Origin of the sequence: Streptomyces phyllanthi, from assembly GCF_009377205.1 — a bacterium.
Taxonomy (GTDB): Bacteria; Actinomycetota; Actinomycetes; order Streptomycetales; family Streptomycetaceae; genus Streptomyces; species Streptomyces phyllanthi.
On the sequence record NZ_VJZE01000130.1, the window covers coordinates 1 to 20,367 of the forward strand.

Annotated in this window: 22 protein-coding genes; 13 read left to right on the forward strand and 9 right to left on the reverse strand. The window is 71.8% G+C overall.

Annotated features, from left to right (window positions below; translation table 11 throughout):
* The first annotated feature begins 106 nt into the window (after nucleotides 1-106).
* A complete protein-coding gene (locus tag FNH04_RS19715; RefSeq protein WP_322723322.1) occupies nucleotides 107-1,132 on the forward strand; it encodes an EamA family transporter in 1,026 nt (341 codons plus the stop codon).
* Nucleotides 1,133-1,348: 216 nt separating this feature from the next.
* Here the strand turns inward: FNH04_RS19715 and FNH04_RS19720 are convergent, their stop codons facing one another.
* Together FNH04_RS19720 and FNH04_RS19725 are read right to left on the reverse strand one after the other, a co-directional pair.
* Nucleotides 1,349-2,035 carry an FMN-binding negative transcriptional regulator gene (locus FNH04_RS19720; RefSeq protein WP_152786043.1) on the reverse strand — a complete coding sequence of 229 codons (687 nt, stop codon included), beginning with the start codon at nucleotides 2,033-2,035 and terminating at the stop codon, nucleotides 1,349-1,351.
* Nucleotides 2,035-2,730 (reverse strand): pyridoxamine 5'-phosphate oxidase family protein, encoded by a 696-nt coding sequence (locus tag FNH04_RS19725; RefSeq protein ID WP_152786045.1) that lies wholly within the window; start codon nucleotides 2,728-2,730, stop codon nucleotides 2,035-2,037. The genes FNH04_RS19720 and FNH04_RS19725 overlap by 1 nt, the downstream gene beginning before the upstream one ends.
* A 38-nt stretch (nucleotides 2,731-2,768) precedes the next feature.
* On the opposite strand from FNH04_RS19725, the gene FNH04_RS19730 reads away from it, so the two are divergent.
* Entirely contained in the window at nucleotides 2,769-4,100 is a 1,332-nt protein-coding gene (locus FNH04_RS19730; protein ID WP_322723323.1) for an aminotransferase class I/II-fold pyridoxal phosphate-dependent enzyme, read from the forward strand.
* Nucleotides 4,101-4,107: 7 nt separating this feature from the next.
* Here FNH04_RS19730 and FNH04_RS19735 read toward each other — a convergent pair whose 3' ends face one another.
* Complete coding sequence (locus FNH04_RS19735) at nucleotides 4,108-5,166, reverse strand: DMT family transporter (RefSeq protein ID WP_152786047.1); 1,059 nt, start codon at nucleotides 5,164-5,166, stop codon at nucleotides 4,108-4,110.
* Nucleotides 5,167-5,240: 74 nt separating this feature from the next.
* Between FNH04_RS19735 and FNH04_RS19740 the strand changes: the two genes are divergently transcribed.
* Nucleotides 5,241-6,194, forward strand: a complete 954-nt coding sequence (locus tag FNH04_RS19740) for a LysR family transcriptional regulator (RefSeq protein ID WP_152786049.1) — start codon at nucleotides 5,241-5,243, stop codon at nucleotides 6,192-6,194.
* Nucleotides 6,195-6,381: 187 nt separating this feature from the next.
* On the opposite strand, the gene FNH04_RS19745 is transcribed toward FNH04_RS19740, so the two are convergent.
* Entirely contained in the window at nucleotides 6,382-6,849 is a 468-nt protein-coding gene (locus FNH04_RS19745; RefSeq protein WP_152786051.1) for a pyridoxamine 5'-phosphate oxidase family protein, read from the reverse strand.
* Between the two features lie 155 nt (nucleotides 6,850-7,004).
* Here FNH04_RS19745 and FNH04_RS19750 point away from each other — a divergent pair, with 155 nt between their 5' ends.
* On the forward strand, nucleotides 7,005-7,649 hold the full coding sequence (locus FNH04_RS19750) for a cysteine hydrolase (protein WP_152786054.1): 645 nt from the start codon (nucleotides 7,005-7,007) through the stop codon (nucleotides 7,647-7,649).
* Nucleotides 7,650-7,664: 15 nt separating this feature from the next.
* On the opposite strand, the gene FNH04_RS19755 is transcribed toward FNH04_RS19750, so the two are convergent.
* Complete coding sequence (locus FNH04_RS19755; protein WP_152786056.1) at nucleotides 7,665-8,162, reverse strand: Rieske (2Fe-2S) protein; 498 nt, start codon at nucleotides 8,160-8,162, stop codon at nucleotides 7,665-7,667.
* Between the two features lie 201 nt (nucleotides 8,163-8,363).
* Between FNH04_RS19755 and FNH04_RS19760 the strand changes: the two genes are divergently transcribed.
* The 7 genes from FNH04_RS19760 (at nucleotide 8,364) to FNH04_RS19790 (ending at nucleotide 14,562) form a co-directional block, all read left to right on the forward strand.
* The gene (locus FNH04_RS19760) at nucleotides 8,364-9,119 is read left to right on the forward strand and encodes a HipA family kinase (protein WP_152786058.1); all 756 of its coding nucleotides are present in this window, start codon (nucleotides 8,364-8,366) and stop codon (nucleotides 9,117-9,119) included.
* Complete coding sequence (locus tag FNH04_RS19765; protein ID WP_322723324.1) at nucleotides 9,116-9,529, forward strand: DUF3037 domain-containing protein; 414 nt, start codon at nucleotides 9,116-9,118, stop codon at nucleotides 9,527-9,529. Before FNH04_RS19760 ends, FNH04_RS19765 begins: the two co-directional genes overlap by 4 nt.
* Before the next feature lie 183 nt (nucleotides 9,530-9,712).
* Nucleotides 9,713-10,474 carry a 3-oxoacyl-ACP reductase FabG gene (gene fabG / locus FNH04_RS19770; protein WP_152786060.1) on the forward strand — a complete coding sequence of 254 codons (762 nt, stop codon included), beginning with the start codon at nucleotides 9,713-9,715 and terminating at the stop codon, nucleotides 10,472-10,474.
* Between the two features lie 17 nt (nucleotides 10,475-10,491).
* Entirely contained in the window at nucleotides 10,492-11,259 is a 768-nt protein-coding gene (locus tag FNH04_RS19775) for an SDR family oxidoreductase (protein WP_152786062.1), read from the forward strand.
* Nucleotides 11,260-11,524: 265 nt separating this feature from the next.
* The gene (locus FNH04_RS19780) at nucleotides 11,525-13,102 is read left to right on the forward strand and encodes an ABC transporter substrate-binding protein (protein WP_322723325.1); all 1,578 of its coding nucleotides are present in this window, start codon (nucleotides 11,525-11,527) and stop codon (nucleotides 13,100-13,102) included.
* Between the two features lie 131 nt (nucleotides 13,103-13,233).
* Nucleotides 13,234-13,917: a uracil-DNA glycosylase gene (gene ung, locus FNH04_RS19785; RefSeq protein ID WP_322723326.1), complete on the forward strand. Its 684-nt coding sequence runs from the start codon at nucleotides 13,234-13,236 to the stop codon at nucleotides 13,915-13,917.
* Between the two features lie 159 nt (nucleotides 13,918-14,076).
* Nucleotides 14,077-14,562, forward strand: coding sequence for a hypothetical protein (locus FNH04_RS19790; protein WP_322723327.1), 486 nt, complete (start codon nucleotides 14,077-14,079; stop codon nucleotides 14,560-14,562).
* Between the two features lie 129 nt (nucleotides 14,563-14,691).
* Here the strand turns inward: FNH04_RS19790 and FNH04_RS19795 are convergent, their stop codons facing one another.
* The 3 genes from FNH04_RS19795 to FNH04_RS19805 all read right to left on the reverse strand — a co-directional run bounded on the left by FNH04_RS19795 (nucleotide 14,692) and on the right by FNH04_RS19805 (nucleotide 16,484).
* Complete coding sequence (locus FNH04_RS19795) at nucleotides 14,692-15,198, reverse strand: hypothetical protein (protein WP_322723328.1); 507 nt, start codon at nucleotides 15,196-15,198, stop codon at nucleotides 14,692-14,694.
* A gap of 73 nt (nucleotides 15,199-15,271) precedes the next feature.
* Complete coding sequence (locus tag FNH04_RS19800) at nucleotides 15,272-15,784, reverse strand: DinB family protein (RefSeq protein WP_152786066.1); 513 nt, start codon at nucleotides 15,782-15,784, stop codon at nucleotides 15,272-15,274.
* A 106-nt stretch (nucleotides 15,785-15,890) separates the two neighbouring features.
* The gene (locus FNH04_RS19805; protein ID WP_152786068.1) at nucleotides 15,891-16,484 is read right to left on the reverse strand and encodes a TetR/AcrR family transcriptional regulator; all 594 of its coding nucleotides are present in this window, start codon (nucleotides 16,482-16,484) and stop codon (nucleotides 15,891-15,893) included.
* Between the two features lie 106 nt (nucleotides 16,485-16,590).
* On the opposite strand from FNH04_RS19805, the gene FNH04_RS19810 reads away from it, so the two are divergent.
* Together FNH04_RS19810 and FNH04_RS19815 are read left to right on the forward strand one after the other, a co-directional pair.
* The gene (locus tag FNH04_RS19810) at nucleotides 16,591-17,787 is read left to right on the forward strand and encodes an FAD-dependent monooxygenase (RefSeq protein ID WP_152786070.1); all 1,197 of its coding nucleotides are present in this window, start codon (nucleotides 16,591-16,593) and stop codon (nucleotides 17,785-17,787) included.
* 63 nt (nucleotides 17,788-17,850) lie between these two features.
* Nucleotides 17,851-18,756 (forward strand): Gfo/Idh/MocA family protein, encoded by a 906-nt coding sequence (locus FNH04_RS19815; protein WP_322723329.1) that lies wholly within the window; start codon nucleotides 17,851-17,853, stop codon nucleotides 18,754-18,756.
* Here the strand turns inward: FNH04_RS19815 and lnt are convergent.
* Nucleotides 18,680-20,245 (reverse strand): apolipoprotein N-acyltransferase, encoded by a 1,566-nt coding sequence (gene lnt, locus FNH04_RS19820; protein ID WP_152786074.1) that lies wholly within the window; start codon nucleotides 20,243-20,245, stop codon nucleotides 18,680-18,682. The two genes, FNH04_RS19815 and lnt, sit on opposite strands and share 77 nt — an antisense overlap.
* Nucleotides 20,246-20,367: the final 122 nt, after the last annotated feature.

Sequence of the window (20,367 nt, forward strand, 5' to 3'; positions counted from 1 at the left end):
GGGCGGGCGGGGGTGTCACGCGCTGAGGCCGTGAGGTGCCGCTCGCCGTCCAGCCGGTGAGACAGGTGTCAATGGGGGTGACGGTCCTGTCGTCGCCTGTCATCATGTGCCGGTGCACACGACTCATGGCCCTGAGGGCAACCAGGGGAGGGGCGTCGGGCTCGGGCTCGCGCTCGTGTCGGCGGTCGCCTTCGGCGGATCGGGCGTCGCGGCCAAGCCGCTGATCGAGGCGGGGCTCGAGCCGCTCCACGTGGTGTGGCTGCGTGTCGCCGGCGCCGCCCTGGTGATGCTGCCGCTGGCCGTACGGCACCGTGCGCTGGTGCGCCGACGCCCCGTACTGCTCGCCGGGTTCGGCCTGCTCGCCGTGGCCGGAGTGCAGGCCTGCTACTTCGCCGCCATCTCCCGGATCCCGGTCGGAGTCGCCCTGCTCGTGGAGTACCTCGCGCCCGCGATCCTGCTGTGCTGGGTGCGGTTCGTGCAGCGACGGCCGGTCACGCGCGCCGCGGCCGTCGGTGTCGTCCTCGCGGTCGGCGGCCTCGCCTGTGTCGTCGAGGTCTGGTCGGGGATGGGTTTCGACGCGCTCGGTCTGCTGCTCGCCCTCGCCGCGGCCTGCTGCCAGGTCGGCTACTTCGTGCTCTCCGACCAGGGCGCCGGGGCGGGAAAGGAGGCCCCGGACCCGCTCGGCGTCATCGCGTACGGCCTGCTCGTCGGCGCCCTCGTGCTCACCGTCGTCGCCCGCCCCTGGACGATGGACTGGTCCGTGCTCGCGGGCACCGCCCGCATGGACGGCGGATCCGTCGCCGCCTGGCTCCTGCTCGGCTGGGTCGTGCTGATCGCGACCGTCCTCGCGTACGTCACCGGAGTGGTCTCCGTCCGCCGGCTCTCCCCGCAGATCGCGGGCGTCGTGGCCTGCCTGGAGGCGGTCGTCGCGACCGTGCTCGCGTGGGTGCTGCTGGGGGAGCACCTCGCCGCGCCCCAGATCGCCGGCGGTGCAGTGGTCCTGGTGGGCGCCTTCATCGCGCAGTCCTCCACGCCGGCCAAGCCTTCGGACGGGCCGGTCGCGGGCGGCTCGGGCGCAGGCGGTTCCGGCGACGCCGAAGGGGTGCTGTCCGCCCCCGAGAGCGGCGCCTAGGCATGCGGATCACGCGGCCATGAGGGAACGCCTCGGGAGCGGGGGCGTCGCCGCTGTCGCCGGGTTGCTCGTCGTGCCCTGCCGCGCTCGTGCTCGGCGGTGCCAGTACGGCCGTGGGGCGTGCTCCTCGTGGTGGCGGAGGAGGAGCCGGTTCTCGTATGAGGCGTGAGGGGGCGGTTCCGTCCGGGAACCGCCCCCTGGCCCCCGAACGTTCGGTCACCCGGCGGTGGACCGCACCCCCCGCCGCCTCAACTGGTGCCGTCTCGCCGCCGCGTCCCCGGGCCCGTCCCGCTCCGCGAGCCTCGCCACGATGCGGTCCTGCACCTCCTGCGGCCTGTGGCCGGCGTACTTGAACTTCGCCCGTACGTCCGTCACGTCGAGCCGCAGGCCGCGGATGCCGGAGAGGAGCCGGCCGTACGGGGGTTCGGCGACGGCCACGGTCGCTGAGCCGCCCTCCGGCTGGAAGTGGCCCATCTGGCGGTTCAGCAGGGCGGCCTTCTCCTCCGGGTCGTCCACGACATGGGCGCGGCAACGGAGTTGGACCGCCGCGTAGAAGCTCGTCGGGGTGCCGTGCTCGGGCGGGGCGCCCGGTGGGGCCTGCCAGGGGCCGGGGATGAACGTGTAGTCGTCCACCACGCTCAGCAGGACCTCCGGGTTCGCCTCCAGCGCCGGCCACAGGGGGTTCGGCCGGGCGAGGTGGGTGACGACCTCGCCGAGCCCGGAGCCGCGCCCGGGCCCCCGCCCGGAGCTCGCGCCCCCGGGGTCGTACGCGAAGTGCAGTGGCTGGACGTGCGGCGGTTCGCCGGGCAGGCCGTTGACGCCGAGCTGGCCGAAGTCGTGGACGGCCAGCCACTCCTGCCACTCGGCGTCGTCGCTGGGCGCGTCCCAGGGGTGGATGAGCATCAGAGGGCGGCCAGGTAGTCGGGGAGCTCGGTGCCCGGCTTCAGCCCGGGGTCGGGCAGCGGAGTGCCGTATCCCTTGCGCAGCGGGACGACGCCGGCCCAGTGGGGGAGGGCGAGGTCCTCGGGCTCGTCGTTGACGCCGCCGGTGCGGGCCTTGGCGGAGACCTCGTCGAGGTCGAGGCGGATCACGGAGGTGGCGGCGAACTCCTTGGCGCTGGCGGGCCGGGAGTCACGCGAGCGCCCCGGTACGACATGGTCGACCAGCGCGTCCAGCGCCAGCCGCTTCTCCTCCGGGTCGGTCACCCGGTGGGCGATGCCGTGCACCACCACGGAGCGGTAGTTGATCGAGTGGTGGAAGGCGGACCGGGCCAGGACCAGCCCGTCGACGTGCGTGACCGTCAGAGAGACCGCGAGCCCCGGATCGGCCTGGCCGGTCATCCGCAGTGGGCGCGAGCCCGTGGATCCGTGGACGTAGAGGCGCTCGCCGACCCGGGCGTAGAGGGTGGGCAGCACGACCGGGGCGCCGTCCCGTACGAAGCCGAGATGGCAGACGTAGCCCTCGTCGAGTATCGCGTGCACCAGGTCCTTGTCGTACGAGGCCCTCTGCGCGGCGCGGGTGGGGACGGTGCGGTCGGTCGGGGCGTAGGCGGCGGGTGGCGACGCCGGCTGCCGAGTTCCCTGCTGAACCCCCTGCATTCTTGCGACCTCCATTGCACTAGTGCATAATATGCTTTGTGCTAGGAGAATATCGGATCGAGGGGCGACGCGCAGCAGAGATCGCGACGAGCGTCGAGCGCGCGGTGGGTGCCGGGGAGCTGGAACCGGGGCAACTGCTTCCGCCGATGCGGGAGTTGGCCGACCGGCTCGGCGTGAATCCCAATACCGTCGCGGCCGCCTACCGCACCCTGCGCGAGCGCGGGGTCATCGAGACCGCCGGGCGCCGGGGCAGCCGGGTGCGGCCCAAGCCGGCCACGACAGCGCGCGAGAGCATCCGTGTCGACGTACCGGAGGGTGTACGCGATCTGGCCGACGGCAACCCGGATCCGGCTCTCCTGCCGTCACTCGCGAAGGCGTTCGCGGCCGCGGCCGCGTGGACCGACCGTGAGCCGGTCCTCTACGGGGGTGAGCCGGTCGAGCCGGAACTGGAGCAGATCGCGCACGCGGAACTGGCCGCCGACGGGGTGCCGGACGGGCCGGTCGGCGTGACCTCCGGCTCGCTCGACGCCATCGAGCGCGTCCTGACCGCACACCTCAAGCCCGGGGACGCGGTCGCCGTCGAGGACCCCGGGTGGGGCAGCCTGCTCGACCTCGTCCCGGCCCTGGGACTGCGGACCGCCCCCGTCGCCGTCGATGACGAGGGGCCCGTCCCCGGCGACGTACGTCGGGCCCTGGAGGGCGGGGCCCGCGCGCTCGTCGTCACGGACCGGGCGCAGAACCCGACCGGCGCCGCAGTGACCGCCACGCGCGCGCGTGCCCTGCGTTCCGTACTCGCGGACCACCCGCGGACCCTGCTGATCGAGGACGACCACGGGCACCGGTTCGTCGACCGGCCCCTCCATCCGCTCGCGGACGTCACGCACCACTGGGCCTTCGTCCGCTCGGTCGCCAAGGCCTACGGGCCCGATCTGCGGCTCGCCGTGCTCACCGGTGACGCCGTGACCGTCGACCGGGTGCGCGGCCGGCAGCGGCTCGGGCCCGGCTGGGTGAGCCGTCTGACGCAGCGGGCGGTGGTGCGGCTGTGGGCCGACGGTGCCGTGGACGCGCGGGCCGTGGCGGCGGCGTACGGAAGCCGGCGGGACGCGCTGATCGGTGCGCTCGCGGAGCGCGGTGTCGCGGCGCACGGGCGCAGTGGGATGAACGTGTGGGTCCCCGTACCGGACGAGACCGGCGCGGTCGCCCGGCTGCTGCACGCCGGCTGGGCCGTGGCGCCCGGCGCCCGCTTCCGGATGAGCGCGCCGCCCGGTATCCGGATCACGGTCTCCACGCTCACCGGGGACGAGGCCGGGCGCGTGGCGGACGCCGTGGCCTCGGCCATCAACCCGCCGCCCGCTCGGCGTTACGTATGACGGAACGTCAACGGCCTCGCCGGGTGCGGGGCTTGACCTGGGTGAGCGCCGCACCCGCCAGGACGATTGCCGCGCCCACCGGAGTCGACCAGGTGAGCGACTCGCCCAGGATCGCGACACCCGCGGCCGTGGCGATCACCGGGATGAAGTACGTGACCATCTGAGCCGTCGTCGGGCCGACCTCGGCGACGATTCCGTACTGCACCAGCATGGCGACACCGGTGCCGAGGGCGCCCAGCGCGACGACCGCGAGCAGGGGCACCACCGGGAAGCTGGTCGGCAGGGAGGTGAACAGCGGGGTGACGACGGCCAGTTGGGCGGTGGCCAGCAGCAACTGGGCGCCGGTCAGCGACAGGTTCGAGTGGCCGGAGCCCGCCAGCGTGCGGCGGACGTAGATCCAGCCGACCGGATAGCTGAGCGAGGCCAGCAGCGCCATCGCCGTCCCCGCGCCGTCCAGGCCGCTGAAACCCTGCCAGGCGCCGAGCACCGTGAGGACGCCGAGGAAGCCGAGTCCGAGACCGGCGACCCGCACGCGCGTCGGCCGGTCCTCGGAGAGCGCGACGAGCGACAGGGCCATGCCCCACAGGGGCGAGGTGGCGTTGCAGATGCCCGCGAGCGTGGACGGGATCGTCAGCTCCGCGTAGGCGAAGAGGGAGAACGGCAGCGCGTTGAGCAGGAAGGCCGCGACCGCGAGGTGGCCCCAGGTGCGGGTGCCGCGTGGCAGTCGCTCCCGCTTCACCGTCATCGCCGCCGCGAGCACGGCCGTCCCGAACAGCAGCCGTCCGAAGGTCACCTGGAAGGGCGCGTAACCCTCGGTGCCGACCTTGATGAGCAGGAAGCTGAAGCCCCAGATCAGGGCGAGGAAGCCGAAGCGGAGACGCCAGCCGAGGGTGGGCCGGCGGCGTTCGGTGGGTGCCGGTGCCGGTGCCGGTGCCGGTGCCGGTGCCTGTGCCTGTGCCTGTCCCTGTGCCTGTGCCTGTATCTGTGTCTGTGTCTGTGTCTGTGCCGGTTCCCGGGTTCGGGAGGTGGTCGTGGTGGTGGCCGGGGTGTTGGCGGCGGTGGTCATGTGGGTAACGATGCTCCCCATGATCTTGTAGCACAAGCGAGATTTGGTGAGCGGAATCTCGTAGCATCGCTTACATGTTGAACCTGGAGCGCCTGCGCACTCTCGACGCCCTGGCCCGGCACGGCTCCGTCAGTGGAGCGGCCGAGGGGCTGCACGTCACGACGTCGGCCGTGTCCCAGCAGATGGCCAAGCTGGAGCGGGAGGTGGGGCAGCAGCTCCTGGCCAAGTACGGACGCGGGGTGCGTCTGACCGATGCGGGGCGGCTGCTCGCCGACCATGCCGCGCGGATCCTGTCCCAGGTCGAGCTCGCGCAGGCCGATCTGGAGGCCCAGCGCGGGCAGGTGGTGGGGGAGCTGCGGCTGGCCGCGTTCCCCACGGCCATGCGCGGGCTGTTCCCCGCCGTGCTGGGCGCGTTGCGGGCCGGCCATCCGGCGCTGCGGGTGCGCTCACGGGAGCTGGAGCCCGTGCTCGCGATCAACGCGGTGCTCCGGGGCGACGCCGACCTGGCCGTCGTCCTCGACTGGTACAACAAGCCCCTGCCCATGCCCGAAGGGCTCGCCAGGGCGGCGATCCTCGACGACCCCGTGGAGATCGCGATGCCCGAGGGGCACCCGCTCGCCGGCCGGGACGTGGTCGACCTCGAGGACTTCGCGGAGGAGGAGTGGGTCGTCTGGCCCGAGGGCGAGTTCTGCCACGAGTGGCTGCTCTACACGCTGCGGGCCCAGGGCATCGAGCCGTGCATCGCCCATCGCGCCGTGGAGCACCAGACCCAACTTGCCCTGGTGGCAGCCGGGTTGGGCGTCTGTGCCGCACCCCGGCTCGGGCGCGACCCGATGCCGGCCGGGGTGCGGGCCGTAACGCTGCGGCAGCGGGTCAGCCGGCACGTCTACGCGGTGTGGCGCGCGGACGCCGACCGGAGGCCCTCGATCAGGGCGGCGGTGGAGGCGTTGCAGAAGGCCGGGCAGACGATTGCTTCGGCTGCTTCGGCTGCTTCGGCTGCTTCGGCCGTCTCGGCCGCCTCGGAGTGAGGGCTGCCTGATCACTCCGGCCGCCTTTCGGCGACGGGTGCTTCTCCCGTTCCGGTCGCTTCTCGGCGGCAGGTGCCTCACCCCTTCCCGGCCGCCTCATGGCGACGGCCGCCTCACCACTCCTCCGGCCGCTCATGGCGACGGTTGCCTTCACCACCCTTCCGGCTGCCTCACCGCCTCGGCCACCTCACAGCGATGCCAGCTTCCGGAAGTCCCAGGAGGCGATCGACTCCGGCGTCAGCCGCACCCACGCGTGCCGACCGTCGTGCGGCATCTCGTCGAGGCCGAAGTTCTTGCGGGCGAACAGCCGCTCCACCTCGACGAGTTCGGGGTGCGGCTCGCACGTGCGCGGGGCCTCCCCGACGAACACGACGGTGCCCGACAGCTCGACGCCCCGCAGTTCGCCGTACTCCTCGCCCGAGTCGACCGCGACGGCGACACGGGGATCCCGGCGGAGCGCGGCCCAGCGTTTGCTGCTGGTGATCGAGTAGAGCCAGAGGGAGGTGCCGTCCCAGGCGAACCACAGCGGGCTGACATGCGGGGCGCCGTCCGCGGAGACCGTCGCGACCCGGCAGGTGCGCTGGGTGGTCAGGAACTCGTCCAGCTCGGTGGACGTCATCATGATCTTCCGGCCGCGGCGCTGAGTGACGGTCATACGGTCCCCCTCTTCTCCGGCTCTTCTCCGGCGCACCGATCCCTGACACAGTGTCAGAAAGGCGTTGGCATCAGAGGATGCGACGTCTTCCCTCGCATGGCAAGGGGCGTCGGTCTCGGCTGCCCCTCCGGTCGGCGACAGGACGAAGGGGAGCCATGCCGTCGTACGAAGCGCTCAGCGCCCTTCTCGACCCCGACTCCACGGTGCTGCTCACCGTCGAGTGCCAGCAGGGGGTCGTGGGCCCGGACAGCGCGTTGCCGGAACTGGCCGAGGAGGCGCGCTCGTCGGGCGCGCTGGCCAATGTCGCCCGGCTGGTCGCCGGAGCGCACGGGAGCGGGGTGCAGGTCGTGCACGCCGTCGCCGAGCGGCGACCCGACGGCCGGGGCGCGAGCCGCAACGCCCGGCTGTTCCGCGCGGCCGAACGGCTGCCCGTCCGGCAGCTGTCGGGCACCGCGGCCGTACGCCTCGCACCGCCCATCGAGGCCGCCGAGGAGGACCTCGTCGTACGGCGGCTGCACGGGCTCTCGCCGCTCGCCGGTACCGACCTCGGCGCGCTGCTACGCAACCTGGGCTGCCGCACACTGGTCGTCACGGGGGTCTCGGCCAACGTGGCCGTGCCCAATACCGTCTTCGACGCCGTCAACCTCGGACACACGGCGGTCGTGCCCGGGGACGCCATCGCGGGGGTGCCCGCCGAGTACACCCCCGCGATGATCCGCCACACCCTCGCATTGGTCGCCACGGTCGCGACCACGGACGAGGTGCTGAGCTGCTTCACGCGGCCCCGGCGGCGGAGCTGAGCGTCCGCCGCCGGATCAGGCCAGCTTGATCGACTCGCCGTCGACGCTGATCTGCTTGGCGGGCAGCGGCTTGGTCGCGGGGCCGCTCTTCACGCTGCCGTCGGTGATCGAGAAGTTGCTGTTGTGGCACGGGCAGTTGATGACGCCGTTGGCGATGCTCTTCACGGCACAGCCCTGGTGGGTGCAGCTGGACGAGAACGCCTTGAAGGTGCCCGCCTCGGGCTGGGTCACGACCACGCCCTCGCTCTCGAAGACCTTGCCGCCGCCCTCGGGGATGTCGGAGGTCTTGGCGAGTTCGGCGCCGCCCGAGCCCGCGTCGCCGCCCGAGCTGTCGCCGCCCGAGCTGCTGCTGCTCTCCTCGGTGCCGGCGGCCGTGGAGTCGGAGGAGGCGGATGACGAGTCGTCTTCCGATCCGCACGCGGTCAGCGCGACGGCGAGCCCCGTCGCGCCGGCTGCTGCGATCACGGCGCGGCGGGCCGGTTTCGATACGGGCTGGTGCGGTGCGCTGGTCATGCTGACGTTCCCTTCCGTGGGGGGTTGCGTAAATCTGCCGACACGTACGGCCGGCCGAGATCGCCTGTTCAGACGATGTCGAAATCTTGACCCGCTGGGGATGAGAGGTGGGTAAAGCGGAGCTGTCGGTTCGCTGTCGAGGGCGGAGAACCGGTGCAAGAGCCGTCTTGGGCACCCGTCCGTCCCCAGTAGCCTGGGACGATGCTCAAAGAAGTCACCGCGACCCGGTACATCACGCCCCTGCGTGAGGGCGGGTCGCTGCCGGGTCTGGTGGAGGCAGACGACCTCGGGACGTATGTCCTGAAGTTCACCGGCGCGGGCCAGGGCCGCAAGACGCTCGTCGCGGAGGTCCTGTGCGGTGAGCTCGCCCGCAGGCTCGGACTGCGGGTGCCCGGCCTGGTGACGGTCGACCTCGACCCGGTGCTGGGTCTCGGCGAGCCCGACCAGGAGGTGCAGGGTCTCCTCAAGGGCAGCGGCGGCACCAACCTGGGAGTGGACTTCCTGTCCCGTGCGATCGGCTTCGATCCCCTCGCCTTCGAGGTGAGCCCCGAGGAGGCCGGCCGGATCGTCTGGTTCGACGCGCTGGTGGGCAACGTGGACCGGTCCTGGCGCAACCCCAACCTCCTCATGTGGCGTGGCGACCTGTGGCTCATCGACCACGGTGCCACGATGATCTGGCATCACAACTGGTCCGGCGCCCGAACCTCCACCGAACGGCCGTACGACGCCTCCGACCACGCGCTGGCGCCCTTCGGGCCGGATGTCGCGGCCGCCGCCGACGCGCTCGCGCCCCTGGTCACAGAGGAACTGCTGGCGGAGGTGACCGGAGAGATCCCCGAGGTGTGGCTGGCGGACGAGCCGGGGTTCGGGAGCGCGGACGAAGTGCGGCGGGCGTACGCGGAGCCGCTGCTGGCGCGGGCCGCCGTCATCCACGAACGCGTCGAGGGGATCAAGTGAGCGACGACCGCACCCTGGGGACCCGGTCGAGCGGGCAGGACGTCTTCGAGTACGCGCTGCTGAGGGTCGTACCCCGTGTCGAGCGGGGGGAGTGCTTCAACGCGGGCGTCCTGGTGTACTGCCGTGCCCGGTCCTTCGTGGCCGCGCGCACGCACCTCGACGAGACCAAGCTGCTGGCCCTGGACCCGGACGCGGACGTGGCGGGCGTACGGGCCGCGCTGCGCGCCGTCGAGGGTGTGTGCGCCGGAGGCGCGGCGGCGGGGCAGGCCGGGCGTGACGACGCCGGGAGGCGCTTCCGCTGGCTGGTCGCGCCCCGCTCCACGGTGGTCCAGCCGGGACCCGTGCACACCGGACTCACCGCGGATCCGTCCGGTGAGGCGGAGCGGTTGCTCGACCTCCTGGTGAGGTAATGGATCACAGGTCCCCCGTGGGCCGTTGACACCGGGTGCCATGGCTTCTAGCGTCACGTCCGGGCGAGGTACTAAGCGGTTGCTCACCTCAAGGGCGTACCGTGGGGCCGCAGGCTCGCAAGAAGCCGGCCCTGGACTTCCAGGGCCGTCCACCGGCTTTCCCCAGGACGAGGAGAAGCAGCAATGTCCACCACTGAGCAGCGCGTGGCCGTGGTCACGGGTGCCGCGCGCGGCATCGGCGCCGCGACCGCCGTACGACTGGCCGCGGAGGGCCGTGCCGTCGCGGTGATCGACCTCGACGAGGCCGCGTGCAAGGACACCGTGGAGAAGATCACCGCCGCGGGCGGCAAGGCCCTCGCGGTCGGCTGCGACGTCTCCGACGAGGCGCAGGTCGAGGCCGCGGTCGCCCGGATCGCCGAGGAGCTCGGGGCGCCGACGATCCTGGTGAACAACGCGGGCGTGCTCCGCGACAACCTGCTGTTCAAGATGAGCGCCGCCGACTGGGACACGGTCATGAACGTGCATCTGCGCGGCGCCTTCCTGATGACCAAGGCCGTCCAGAAGTACATGGTGGACGCCAAGTTCGGCCGTGTGGTGAACCTCTCCTCGTCCTCCGCGCTCGGCAACCGCGGCCAGGTCAACTACTCCGCCGCCAAGGCCGGCCTCCAGGGCTTCACCAAGACCCTCGCCATCGAGCTCGGCAAGTTCGGCGTCACCGCGAACGCCGTCGCGCCCGGGTTCATCGTCACCGACATGACCGCCGCCACCGCCGCCCGTGTCGGCATGGGCTTCGAGGAGTTCCAGACCGCGGCCGCCACCCAGATCCCCGTGCAGCGCGTCGGCAACCCGGACGACATCGCCAATGCCATCGCCTTCTTCACGGGCGAGGCGGCGGGCTTCGTCTCCGGCCAGGTGCTGTACGTCGCCGGCGGACCACTCGACTGACCGGGAGGACCCACATCATGACTTCCGCACAGCTCCCCGAGCCCTCCGGCAAGGTCGCCCTGATCACCGGTGCGAGCCGCGGTATCGGCTACGGCGTCGCCGAGGCGCTCGTCGCCCGCGGTGACCGCGTGTGCATCACCGGCCGCAACGAGGAGGCCCTGAAGGAGGCCGTCGAGAAGCTCGGCGCCGACCGGGCCATCGGCGTCGCCGGCAAGGCGCACGACGAGGCCCACCAGGCCACCGCCGTCGAGCGCACCATGGAGGCCTTCGGCCGTGTCGACTTCCTGGTCAACAACGCCGGCACCAACCCGGTCTTCGGCCCGATCGCCGACCTCGACCTGAACGTGGCGCGCAAGGTCTTCGAGACCAACGTCGTCTCGGCGCTCGGCTTCGCCCAGCGGACCTGGCACGCCTGGCAGAAGGACAACGGCGGCGCCATCGTCAACATCGCCTCGATCGCCGGCGTCTCCGCCTCGCCCTTCATCGGCGCGTACGGCATCAGCAAGGCCGCCATGATCAACCTGACCCTGCAGCTGGCGCACGAGTACGCGCCCAAGGTGCGGGTCAACGCGATCGCGCCCGCCGTGGTGAAGACCAAGTTCGCCCAGGCCCTGTACGAGGGCCGCGAGGCCGAGGCGGCGGCCTCCTACCCGCTCGGGCGGCTCGGCGTGCCCTCCGACATCGGCGGCACGGCGGCGTTCCTCACCTCGGACCAGTCGGACTGGATCACCGGTCAGACCCTCGTGGTGGACGGCGGCATCTTCCTCAACGCCGGCGTCGGCTGAAAACGGCGTCGGCTGACGACTGCGACGGCAACGGCGGCGGGACCTGCGCAAACTGGCAGAAAACGGCCTGTCCAAAACCGTGCGGGCGCCTGTCGCCGCGCAGTCCACCAGGGCAAGGGCCCCGCCGTCACTGTTGCGCTCTCGTTACGCCGCCGTATGGACATCCTCGCTGATCAAGGGCCCTGCCAGGGCGGCGGCCCACCCGGCCGGACACTGCGGTATGGTCTGGCCACCCTTGTGGTAGGGCCGACCGAGGATGGTGCGCGTGTTCATGCGGGACAGATACCTGCGTCAGATGGGGGCGATCACGTCCATAGCCCTGGTCGCCGGATGCGGTCTCTTCTCCTCGGACTCCTCCGACGACCGGGGGGCGATCGTGGTGGGGACGACCGCTACGCCCAGCACCCTGGATCCGGCGGCCTCCTGGGACAGCTCGTGGGAGTTGTTCCGCAACGTCCACCAGACCCTGCTGAACTTCCGCCCCGGTGCCTCCGAGCCCGAGCCCGACGCCGCCGAGAGCTGCGAGTTCAACAGCTCCAGCACGGTGTACACCTGTGAGCTGCGCGAGGGCCTGAAGTTCTCCGACGGGCACGAGCTGGACGCCCAGGCCGTCAAGTACTCGATCGACCGGATCAAGAAGATCAACGTCAACGGCGGCCCCGCCGGTCTGCTGGGGAGCCTCTCCCGGGTGCAGGTGAGGGGCGACCGTGAGGTGATCTTCCACCTCAAGCAGCCCGACGCCACCTTCCCCTTCGTGCTGTCCACGCCCGCCATGTCGATCGTGGATCCCGAGGAGTACCCCGCGGACAAGCTCCGCACGGACGGCAAGGTGTCCGCCTCGGGGCCGTACACCCTCGCCTCCTACGAGCAGGGCAAGGAGGCCGAGCTCGTCCGCAACGACAACTACGAGGGCATCGCGGACCGCAGGAACGACGCCGTCACCATCCGCTACTTCACGGATTCGTCCAAGCTGGTCGACGCCCTCAAGGCCAAGCAGATCGATGTCATCTACCGCGGTCTGCGCGCCTCGGACATCGTGGACATCCACGCCAATGACGATGAACAGGGGCTCCAGCTCGTCGAGAACCCCGCCACCGAGATCAGCTACCTGGTGTTCAACCCCAAGGAGAAGTGGGCCGACAAGCTTTCGGTGCGCAAGGCGATCGCCCAGATCATCGACCGGCCGGCGCTCGCCCACAACATCTACAAGGACACCGTCGAGCCGCTGTACTCCATGATCCCCAAGGGTCTGGTCGGGCACACCACGGGCTTCTTCGACAGCTACGGCAGCCCCAGCGCATCCAAGGCCAAGCAGATCCTCCTGGACGACGGCATCACCGAGCGCGTGCCGCTCACCTTCTGGTACACGAGCGACCGCTACGGCTCCCAGACCAAGCCGGCCTTCCAGGAGTTGAAGCGGCAGCTGGAGGCCTCCGGCCTGTTCGACATCACGCTCAAGAGCCGCCCCTGGAAGGACTACGTGGAGGGGTACCAGAAGGGCGAGTACCAGGTGTTCGGGCGTGGCTGGTTCCCCGACTTCCCCGACGCCGACAACTTCGTCGCCCCCTTCGTGGGCGAGCAGAACGCGCTCGGTACGCCGTACGAGTCGCCCGAGATCACGGACAAGCTGCTGCCCGAGTCGCGCAAGGAGAGCGATCGCGGGGCCGTGGCCAAGGAGTTCGAGGACGCCCAGCAGGTCCTGCTGGAAGACGCCCGGCTGCTGCCCCTGTGGCAGGGCAAGCAGTACGTGGCCGCGAACGAGGAGATCGCCGGCGCCGACAGGTCCATCGACCCGGCGACGATGATGACGATGTGGGAGCTGTACTGGAAGACCAGCTGGTAACAGCGCCCCCGGGCCCGGCTGTCAGTGGGCGCCTGTAGGTTCTGTGCTCTGACGGCGGCCGCGCACGGCGCGGCCGCCCATGGCCGCACGTTCTGCGGTCGTGAAGTGAGCGCACAACGGAGGAAGTTGACGTGACCGACATCGCCATGCTGCCCGAGTCCTGGCGCGGCGTCCTGGGCGAGGAGCTGCAGCAGCCCTACTTCAAGGAGCTCACCGAGTTCGTCGAGGAGGAGCGCGCCAAGGGCCCCGTCTACCCTCCGCGTGACGAGGTCTTCGCCGCGCTGGACGCCACGCCGTACGACCGCGTGAAGGTGCTCGTTCTCGGCCAGGACCCGTACCACGGCGAGGGCCAGGGTCACGGCCTGTGCTTCTCCGTGCGCCCCGGCGTCAAGACCCCGCCCTCCCTGCGCAACATCTACAAGGAGATGCAGGCGGAGCTGGACACCCCGATCCCGGACAACGGCTATCTGATGCCGTGGGCCGAGCAGGGAGTGCTGCTGCTCAACGCGGTGCTGACCGTGCGCGCGGGTGAGGCCAACTCGCACAAGGGCCGAGGCTGGGAGAAGTTCACGGACGCGGTGATCCGCGCGGTGGCGAGCCGGCCCGACCCGGCGGTCTTCGTGCTGTGGGGCGCCTACGCGCAGAAGAAGCTGCCGCTGATCGACCAGGAGCGGCACGCGGTGGTGAAGGGCGCGCACCCCTCACCGCTGTCCGCCAAGAAGTTCTTCGGCTCGCGTCCGTTCACGCAGATCAACGAGGCGGTGGCCGCGCAGGGCCACGAGCCGATCGACTGGACGATTCCGAACCTGGGCTGACCTGTCCGCCTGATGTGGGGGGTGCCGTGCCGTGGGGGCGCCGTACGGCCGCCGGACCGTCATCGGCCCGGCGGCGGGGGCCTACGGAGCCGCCTGGCCGTGATTGTCAGTGCCTGCCGTTAGCGTCGTGAGGGACGGACGACGAGCACGGAGGACGCGGTGGCGGAGCAACGGGAACAGGCGGCGCCGGACGCCATGATGACCCGGATCGGGCAGGCCGTCATGCTGCACCACGCCGGTGATCGCGACGAGGCACGGGACCGCTTCCTGAACCTGTGGGCGGAGATCGGCGAGGACGGCGACGCACTGCACCGCTGCACACTGGCGCACTACATGGCGGACACGCAGGACGACCCGGCGGACGAACTCGCCTGGGATCTACGGGCGTTGTCCGCGGCGGAGGAGCTGACCGACGGGCGGGTGGCGGAGCACCACCACTCGCTCGCGGTGCGCGCCTTCTACCCGTCACTGCACCTGAACCTCGCCGCCGACTACGTGAAGCTCGGCCGGAACGAGGCCGCCCGAAGCCAACTCGGCCTGGCACGCGAGGCGGTCGGAGCCCTGGGGGACGACAGCTACGGGGACGGGATCCGCGCGGCGATGGACCGCTTGGAGCTCCAGCTGAACGGGGAGGGCGGCTGCTGAACGGCGGGTGGGGCGCCGACCGGGCGCTGAGGGTGTCAGCCTGAACGGTGACGGCGTCGGCCGGGCGCCAGGCTGAGCGGTGGGCTCGTGGTGAGAGCTTGCCGGAGGGGGAGCCGGGCGCCGCGCCCGTCAACGCCCGTACATCTCCTCGCAGATGACCGTCCACGTGCTGTCCTTCCCCCAGCCGTCGTACTTCCGGCCCGGGGCGCACATGTCCCCGGCCCCGGGCAGCGGCTGGGGGAGGTCGCGGGGGAACGCGACGACGGGGTCGGGCAGCCGGGGGCCCGCGTCGGCGGACGGAGCGGGACGTGGCGAGCGCGGGGTGGCCGCGGGCGCGGTGCCGGGGAGCGACGCGAAGCGCCTCGGTGCGGCGGATACGGCGGGCTCGGTCGGTGTGGGCGTGTGCCGCGGACCGAGGCGCTCCAGCGCCTCCCGCGGACCGACGCGCTCCAGTGCCTCCCGCGCCGGTGCCTGCACGATACGGGGCTCGGCAAGGCCGTCCGGGCGCGGTGCCGAGGCATGGGACGGCGCGGAAGGCGCTCCGGGCACGGGCGGGTGCTGGGCGGTCACACAGCCGGAGAGGGCCGAGACGGCGACGGTGACCAGGAGCGCCGCGGCGGTCGTCGTTCGATGCACGCGCGCAACTCTGCTGTGTCGGGCCCGTTCTGGGGAGCGTACGGGCGAAGGATGCCCCACACGGGTGATGCCGTCACTCGCCGGTGGTTCCGTCGATGCGCTCCCTGAGCAGATCGGCGTGGCCGTTGTGGCGCGCGTACTCCTCGATCATGTGGGTGTAGATCCAGCGCAGGGTGATGGGCTCCTCGGTGAACCTGCTGCGGCCCTCGCTGACGTCGTCCAGGGCGAAGCGTGCCGCGTTGCGCCGGGCGGCCGTGATCTCGGCCTGCCAGGTGGTGTACGCGTCCTCCCAGGTGTCCGCGCCGGTGAGGTGGAACTCGCCGTCAGAGTCCTCTTCGCTGTAGTAGATCGGCTTGGCGTCCTCGTTGCCGAGCACCCTGCGGAACCAGCCGCGCTCCACGTCCGCCATGTGCCGTACGAGGCCCATCAGGGAGAGCTCGGAGGGCGGTACTGACGCGGTCCTGAGCTGGGTGTCGTCCAGGCCGGCACACTTCATCTCCAGTGTCTGGCGGTGGTAGTCGAGAAAGCCCTCCAGCGTGGAGCGTTCGTCGGTGTTGGTCGCGGGTTCGGTGCGCTTGATCGTCATGGGACGCATCTTCGTTGGAGCGGTGCACAGCGCACCATGTATTTGTTTGAGCCACGGAGCGGCTCAGCGGGTTCCTCGTCCGTCCGGTCGGCCGGAAGCCGGCGGCTCAGCGAGCGCGCAGCATCCCGCTCAGCAACTCCCGGAAGCTGTCGCGCAGTTGGTCGAGGGTCGGCAGGCTCGTATGGAACGAGCCCGCGATGCACGAGAACATCAGCCCGTCGCAGAACGCCACCAGTGACAGCACGTGCCGAGCCGGTTCCGGCGACCCCGCCGCGGTGACCAGCGCGGTCAGCGGCTCCCGGAACCGCCGGCCGGCGGCGTCGTAGAACTCCCGCAACTCGGGCCGCCGGGTGGCTTCGAGGGCGAGTTCGTAGCGGGCCAGGAGCAGATCGCGGTGGCCGGTCAGATAGCGGTGCAGTGCGAGCGCGAGCCCGTCCACGAGCGCGTCGAGTCCGTCCCGGGGGGCCGGCATCTCGTCCGGTGTGAGTGCCTGGGTCTCGCGCTCGGCCAGTCTGCGCACGGTGATCTCCAGCAGGGCCTGCCGGGTGCGCGCGTGGTTCGAGGTCGAGCCCTGCGGGAGCCCGGCCGCCTCGTCGACGGCCCGGTGGGTGAGGCCGCGCATCCCGCGCTCGGCCAGCAGGGCGAGGGCGGTGTCGGCGATGAGGTGGGTGCGGGACGGGGCGGTGCGCGGCACGGGCATGGGGCCAACCCTACCTCTGGAACTACATCTGTAGTACGGTCGAGGAGTCGCGCTACTACAGGTGTAGTGAGCTGCTCGCCGCGGAGCGAGCGCATCAGGAGGAGCCATGACCCACCAGCACAGGACCTCTCACGCCGTCGTCGTGGGAGGCGGTATCGGAGGCCTCACCGCGGCCGTGGCCCTGCATCGCGCCGGCCGGCGTGTCACCGTCCTGGAGCGGGCCCGCTCCCTGGAACCCGTGGGCGCCGCGATCTCGCTCGCCCCCAACTCGCTGCGCGCCCTGGATGTCATCGGACTCGGCGACGAGATCCGCGGCCTCGCCGCCTGGCAGGGGGACGGAGGGCTGCGTACACCGGGCGGCCGGTGGCTGGCGCGCACCAGCGCCGACGCCGTGGCCGAACGCTTCGGCGGGCCGCTGGTGATGGTGCACCGCTCCACGCTGATCGACCGGCTGGCGGCACGGCTCCCCGAGGACGCCGTACGGGTGTCCGCCCCCGCGACCCTGGTCGACCACGGCGGTCCGGACCGGCCCGCCCGCGTCAGCACTCCCGACGGCGAGCTGGAGGCCGACCTCGTCGTCGGGGCCGACGGCATCCACTCCGCCGTACGCCGCGCGCTCTTCCCGGGCCATCCCGGCACCGCCTACTCCGGCTTCACCACCTGGCGGGTCGTGATCCCCGTGCCGGGTCTGGGCCGGTTCGCCTCGCACGAGACATGGGGGAGGGGCCGTATCTGGGGCACGCACCCGCTCAGGGACGGCAGGGTCTACGCGTACGCCGCCGCCAGGACCCCCGCCGGGCAGCACGCACCGGACGACGAGAAGGCGGAGCTCATGCGCCGGTTCGGCACCTGGCACGAACCGATCCCGCGGATCATCGAGGCCGCGCGCCCCGAGGACGTGCTGCGTCACGACGTCCACCACATCGCCGATCCGCTGCCAGCCTTTCACCGCGGCCGGGTCGCGCTGCTCGGGGACGCCGCGCACGCCATGCCGCCGACCCTCGGGCAGGGTGGCAACCAGGCCATCGAGGACGCGATCGTGCTCGCCGCCCACACCGGGGACCTCGCCGCGTACACAGTGGCACGGCGGCCCCGTACGACGGCGATCGCCCGCAAGGCGGTGAGCGTGGCCCGGCTGAACATGATGTCCAGCCGCGTCGGCATGGCCGTCCGCAACGCGACGATCGCGGCGCTCTCCCAGGCCGGACCGGCCCTCTTCGAACGGGGCTTCGACGGCATCGCCGACTGGCACCCGCCACGGCCGCCGTATGCTTCGGACGAGGCGAGTGTCGGCAGCCGCTAGATCCTGCCACCGCCGGCACCCCTGACATCCCTGGCACCCTGGACCCCTGGACGGGAGACCGCTGTGAAGGTCGGCTGCATCGGACTCGGCGACATCGCGCAGAAGGCGTATCTGCCGGTGCTCGGCACCCGGCCGGGGATCGAACTGCACCTGCAGACGAGGACGCCCGCCACGCTCGCCAGGGTCGCCGACAGCCTCCACCTGCCCGAGGCCCGGCGCCACACCGACCTCGACGCCCTGCTCGCCCAGGGCCTCGACGCGGCCTTCGTGCACGCGCCCACCACCGCGCACCCCGAGATCGTCGCGCGGCTCCTGGAAGCGGGCGTACCGACGTACGTCGACAAGCCGCTCGCTTACGACCTCGCCGACTCCGAACGCCTGGTGCGGCTCGCCGAGGAGCGGAACGTCGGTCTCGCGGTGGGCTTCAACCGGCGTTACGCGCCAGGCTACGCGCAGTGCGCGGACCACCCGCGCGAGCTGATCCTCATGCAGAAGAACCGCATCGGCCTCCCCGAGGTGCCGCGCACCATGATCCTCGACGACTTCATCCACGTCGTCGACACCCTGCGGTTCCTCGCGCCGGGCCCGGTCGACGACGTGACCGTGCGCGCCCGCGCCGCGGACGGACTGCTGCACCACGTCGTGCTGCAACTGTCCGGGGACGGCTTCACGGCGCTCGGCGTGATGAACCGGCTGAGCGGCTCGGCCGAGGAGATCCTGGAGGTCTCGGGCCAGGACACCAAGCGCCAGGTCGTGAACCTCGCCGAGGTCGTCGACCACAAGGGGCAGCCGACCATACGCCGGCGCGGCGACTGGGTGCCGGTCGCCCGGCAGCGCGGTATCGAGCAGGCCGTGCTCGCCTTCCTCGACGCCGTACGCGCGGGCAAGGTGCTCAGCGCGAGGGACGCGCTGGAGACTCACGAACTGTGCGAGCGGGTCGTGCGGGCGGTGGAGGACCCGTCCGCCTGAGCCGCACGGTCCGTACGATCTCCACGGCGCCCGCCGAGACCAGCACCAGCACGGCCGCGTACACCGGCCAGTCGCCGAACCGGGCGTACGGCGTGACCCCGCTCGCCAGCGGCACCTCGTACACCGCCGTCGTGCTCGCGCTCGTGCCGAGCCAGGGGCCGACGCGCTCACCGCTCGGGCCGTAGACGGCGGAGACACCGGTGAGGGTGGCGTGCACCATCGGACGGCCCGTCTCGGCGGCCCGCAGCGCGGCCAGCGAGGCGTGCTGCTCGGGGGCCCAGCTCCGCTGGAACGTCGAGGTCGCCGACTGGGCGAGCAGCAACTCGGCGCCGTCCCGGGCGAGATGGCGGCTCATGTCGGGGAACGCGGACTCGAAGCAGACCATCGGGCCCACCGCGAGACCGTTCCCGGCGTCCATCACGACCTGCTCGGTGCCGAGTCTGCGGTCCTCCCCGGCCGCCTTGCCGACGGAGGTGGCCCAGCCGAGGACGGAACGGAAGGGGACGTACTCGCCGAAGGGGACCAGCCGCATCTTGTCGTAGCGGTCGCCGGTCGGTCCCTCCGGACCGACGAGGACCGAGCTCTTGTATATACCGGGGCGGTCGGAGCGGCGGGCGTCCACGTTCGCCAGGATCTCCGTGCCGGTCTCTCGCGACAGGGCGGCGATCCGGTCCGCGAGGTCGGGGCGGTCGGCGAGGTCGTAGCCGACGCTGCTCTCGCCCCAGACGATCAGGTCGAGGTCCTGCCCGGCGAGCTCGCGGGTGAGGGCCTCCTCGCGGGCGAACCGCTGGTCGGCGCCGTCGATGACACCGGGCTGCACGACGGCGACGCGCACATGGCCGTCGACGTCGGGGCGCGGCGACCATATCCAGGCCGCGGAGGTCGCCACGGCCGTCGCGAGGAGCCCGGCGACCGCGGGGACCCGGGCCGGGCGCACGGCGACCAGCACGGCGACCGCGACATTGACCCCCACCACCAGGAAGCTGAGGAGCCACACCCCGCCGACCGAGGCGAGCCGCAGCGCCGGCTCCACCTGCCACTGGCTGGATCCGAGCAGTCCCCAGGGGCCGCCCAGCCCCTGCCAGGACCGTATGAGTTCCACCATCAGCCAGCCCGACGGCAGTACGGCGAGTGCCGCCGTCACGCGCCCCGCCGAGGGCACACCGCCCAGGAACCGGCGCACCAGCCAGCCCCAGGGCGCCCACAGCGCACCCAGCAGCGCGGCTATCACGAACGTGAACACATGCAGGCTCGGCAGCAGCCAGTGGTGCACGGCCAGCATGAAGCCGAACCCGCCCAGCCAGCCGTCGTACACGGCCCGCCTGCCCGTGGGCGCCGAGCGGGCCAGCAGGATCCAGGGCACCAGGGCGACGTACGCGAACCACCACAGGGACGGGGCCGGGAACGCGAACATGGGCAGCGCCCCCGCCGACGCGGCCAGGATGCCGCGCCGCCAGGAGGAGGTGAGCCAGTGAACGGGCAACCTCATGCGGCGCCTCCCTCCCCGTTGGTGCGTATCTCCAGTGTGCGCGCCGGGGACGATCTCCGACAGGGGAGGATTGGCCAGTACGCGATCTTTGGGGGGCGGTTGGGGGAGAACCCCTACGGGGC